The sequence below is a fragment of the Candidatus Methylomirabilis sp. genome (assembly GCA_036000645.1).
Lineage (GTDB): Bacteria > Methylomirabilota > Methylomirabilia > Methylomirabilales > JACPAU01 > JACPAU01.
In genome coordinates this window covers 1-3,558 of the sequence record DASYVA010000209.1, presented here as the reverse complement: position 1 = coordinate 3,558, position 3,558 = coordinate 1, and the positions used below count along the sequence as shown (strand labels likewise).

At 71.3% G+C, this 3,558-nt stretch carries 4 protein-coding genes; all 4 read right to left on the bottom strand.

The window, feature by feature from the left end:
* Positions 1-251 precede the first annotated feature (251 nt).
* A complete protein-coding gene (gene ybgF / locus VGT06_11645) occupies positions 252-1,343 on the bottom strand; it encodes a tol-pal system protein YbgF (GenBank protein HEV8663771.1) in 1,092 nt (363 codons plus the stop codon).
* A 13-nt stretch (positions 1,344-1,356) separates the two neighbouring features.
* Positions 1,357-1,944, bottom strand: coding sequence for a peptidoglycan-associated lipoprotein Pal (gene pal / locus VGT06_11640; GenBank protein HEV8663770.1), 588 nt, complete (start codon positions 1,942-1,944; stop codon positions 1,357-1,359).
* A 70-nt stretch (positions 1,945-2,014) separates the two neighbouring features.
* Positions 2,015-3,319 carry a Tol-Pal system beta propeller repeat protein TolB gene (tolB, locus tag VGT06_11635; GenBank protein HEV8663769.1) on the bottom strand — a complete coding sequence of 435 codons (1,305 nt, stop codon included), beginning with the start codon at positions 3,317-3,319 and terminating at the stop codon, positions 2,015-2,017.
* Positions 3,319-3,558, bottom strand: a 240-nt coding sequence (locus VGT06_11630; protein ID HEV8663768.1) for a TonB family protein, incomplete at its 5' end; no start/stop codon positions are given. The genes VGT06_11630 and tolB, both read right to left, overlap by 1 nt.

Below are 3,558 nucleotides of genomic sequence, written 5' to 3'. Positions count from 1 at the left end.
AGGTCCACCCGTGCCCGCAGGACGGGGCCAAGATGGTCTGGGTGACCTACTACCCGGAGGAGGGCAAGGCGAAGAGCGCCCTGCGCTGCGAGAAGTGCGGCACCCTGAAGTTCCGGAGCGAGCTGAACTAATCGTTCACTTCCTGCCGGAAAAGGCTAGGGGCCGGGAGGCAACCCCTCCCGGCCCCTGGTTTTTCCGCCCCCCCCCCGAAGATGGGCTGGCCGCTCTGCCCCGCGCTGCGGCCGGCCGGCCTACTGGACCTGCCGCAACCGCTCCTGCGCGAGGCGCGCCTCCCGCGAGTTCTTGAATCGGTTCATGAGCTCCCGCAGGACCGCCGTGCCCCGGGAGGCCTCGCCCAGCTCCAGATAGGCATAGCCCTGCTTCAGCATCGCACTCGGGACCTTGTTGCTGTTGGGGTGGTTCTTGACGACCGCTTCGAACTCCCGGATCGCCTCCGGGTAATTCCGCTGGCTGTAGTAGGACTCTCCCAGCCAGTACTGGGCGTTTGGCACCAGGCTCGTCTTCGGAAAGAGCTGCATATAGGTCTTGAAGCCGTTGATGGCCAGGTCGTAGTTTCCCTTGGTGTAGTCGCTGAGCGCCGCCTTGTAGACCTCGTCCGGCGTGGCCGTGAGGGCCGCGGTCGGGGCGGCGGGAGCGGCCGGGGGTGGCGCGGCCACCCCGGGAGCGGGAGCCGCCGTCGGAGGCGGGAGCGGGATCGGTTGGGCCGGGCGGCCCGGCACCATCCCCGGTGGGGTTCCCGCGCCTGCCCCGCCGGGGGCCGCCTCCGGCTTCTGGGTGGCCAGCTCCGTGAGCCGCCGCACCGCCACCTCCAGGGAATCCACCCGCTGGTTCAGTTCGTTGATCCGGTGCGCCGTCTCCTCCAGCCGCCCCTGCGTGATCCGGTTCTCGGAGGAAAACTCGCCGATCTTCGCGCTGAGGTCGCCTTGGGACTGGCCGAGCCGCTGCGCGTCCTCTTTCAGGCTGGCCAGGAGCTGGTCCACCTTGGCCCGCCCCTCCGCCTCGACCCGACCCAGACGCTCCTCCGCGAAGGCGCGGCTCCCCTCGATGGTGCGGGAGAGGGCCGCGACATCGCGGCGCAGGATCCGCACATCTTCCTGGAGCGCCGTGTACTCCTGCTGCGGTACCAAGGCGGCGCAGGCCGCCAGGGGGAGCGCGAGAAGTAGCGGCGCTCGAGCTGTCCAGCCGAATTGCCGCACTGCCGTCACCTCCTCGGATCCCTTGGGCACCAGGGGTGCCCGGGGGGTCTCCCGCCGGGCCGACTCGTCGTCGCCCACGACGAAGGCGCGAACGGGTGGGGGCGGGGGGAGCTCCCCCGCCCCCACCGACCGGGCTCCCCTACCGCTGGACCGCGAAGTGGCCTCGGCGGTTCCACCGCCAGGCCGACTCATCGTGCCCCAGAACGAAGGGCCGCTCCTCGCCGTAGGAGATGATCCGGATCCGGTTCGCCGCGATCCCGGCCGCCGCCAGGTACTCCTGGGCGGCCTTGGCTCGCCGGTCGCCGAGGGCGAGGTTGTACTCGTTGGTCCCCCGCTCGTCCGCGTGGCCCTCGATGGTGATCGCGGCGCCGCCGTTGGCCTTCAGCCACGCGACGTTGCGGGTCAGGGACGCCTTCGCGTCATCCCGAAGGACCGCCTTGTCGAAGTCGAAGAAGACGTCCTCCAGCGGGGCCCCGGCGGGGGCCGCCGGGCGCGGCGTCATCGGCTGCTCGGCGACGGCTCCGGGCTGGCGCACCGGCTCCTCCGTGACCCGCGGCGGGGCGGCGGGGCCGGCCGGGCGTGGGGCGCCAGGCGCCGTCGCGCCCACGCCGCTCGGCTGGGCCTGCCCCACCTCGGGCGAGGTGGCACAGGCCGACACGAGCAGGCCCACCGACAGGGCCAGGACCGCCACCAGGAGTCCGACCCATCCCGTGTGCTGTGTCCGCATGACTCCTCCTTTACGCATTGCCCGCCTCTGGGGGATGGAAGAGAAAGACCACGCGCGCGCTGCTCCGTCCTTACTGGGACCAGTCGGGGGCGAAGTTGCCCCCGGTCCGGGTGAGCTGGCGGGGGGCGGACCCGTCGGCCCGCATCACGAAGATCTCCCGCTGGCCTGTCCGGGTGGAGGTAAAGGCCAGGTGCCGCCCGTCCCGCGACCAGGCCGGGTCTTCGTTGCCCCCCTCGGACGTGAGGGTCTGGACGCCCGACCCGTCCTGGTTCATGAGGGTGATCTGGAACCGGCCGGACAGGTTCGAGGTGAAGGCGATCTTGTCCCCCCGCGGGGACCAGCGGGGGGAGGAGTTGTAGTCCCCCTGGAAGGTCAGGCGGCGGAGGTTGGTCCCCTCCAGGTCAATGGCGTAGATCTGGGGCGACCCGCCCCGGTCCGAGGTGAAGGCGATCTGGCGCCCGTTGGGGGAGAAGGTGGGCGAGACGGAGATGCCGGAGCCGCTCGTCAGCGCCCGGAGGCCGCTCCCATCCTTGCGCATCAGGTAGATGTTGGTCCCCCCATCCTTGCTGAGGGAGAGGGCCACCCACTCGCCGTCCGGGGACCAGGCGGGGGAGATGTTCAGGCCGGGCACCGCGGAGAGCTTGGTCCGCGCCCCCGTCTGCAGGTTCAGGAGGAAGAGGTCGGGGTTGCCGTCCCGATACGAGGTGTACGCGAGGAGGCGGCCGTCGGGGGACCAGCGGGGGGAGAGGTTGATGGACCGGTTCCCCGTCAGCAGGATGGGGTTGTGGCCGTCGTAGTCCATCACGTAGAGCTCCCGGGCCCCGTCCCGCGCCCCGACGTAGGCGATGCGGGTCTGGGCGACGCCCCGCTCCCCCGTGTAGCGGAACACGATCTCGTCCGCCAGCCGGTGGGCGATCTGCCGGACCGCCGTGGCCTCCCCCAGATAGCGGCGGGCCACGATGGCTGTCCCCCGCTCCACGTCGTAGACCTGGGCCTCCAGCGCTAGCTCCGTGGCTCGCTGCTCCAGCGTGCCGAGCAGGAGCCCCTGCACCTTGAAGAGGGCGAGCATCGGGAGAACCTCGGCCTGATCCCCCGGCTTCAGCTTCCGGACCTCCACCGGGAGGAACGTGGGGTCGATGACCTCAAAGAGGCCGGTGAAGTCCAGGTCTGCGGCGGCGACGGAGCGGGCGACCGTGGCCAGGTCGGCCCCGGGGTTCTTGTCGGGCAAGGGGGCGAACCCCCCGATCGCCAGCGGGATCCGCTGGAAGACCTCCTTCTGGATCTCCACCCCATAGCGCTGGGCTTCTCCCGCGCCTCCCAGCAGCAGCAGCAGAAGCCCCGCCCCGGCGGCGCGAACGCCGCGCACCCGGCGCATCAGCGGACGCCCTCCTTCCCGGTGAAGGTGAAGGCGATGTCCACGTACTCCTCCCGCATCAGGGGGGGGAAGGGGGGATAGGGCACCGCCTCCTGGATCGCCCGGACCGCCGACATGTCGAAGAGCGGGTTCCCCGATGGCCGCACCACGACGACATCCCGCACGTAGCGGCTCCGGAGGATCCGCGCGTTGACCAGCACGCGCCCCTGGCCGGGCGGCTCCCACAGGGCCCGCACCCG

Excerpts from the sequence above, each read along its gene's own strand:
- pal (HEV8663770.1), bottom strand. The coding sequence starts at position 1,944 with ATGCGGACACAGCACACGGGATGGGTCGGACTCCTGGTGGCGGTCCTG.
- tolB (HEV8663769.1), bottom strand. The coding sequence starts at position 3,319 with ATGCGCCGGGTGCGCGGCGTTCGCGCCGCCGGGGCGGGGCTTCTGCTG.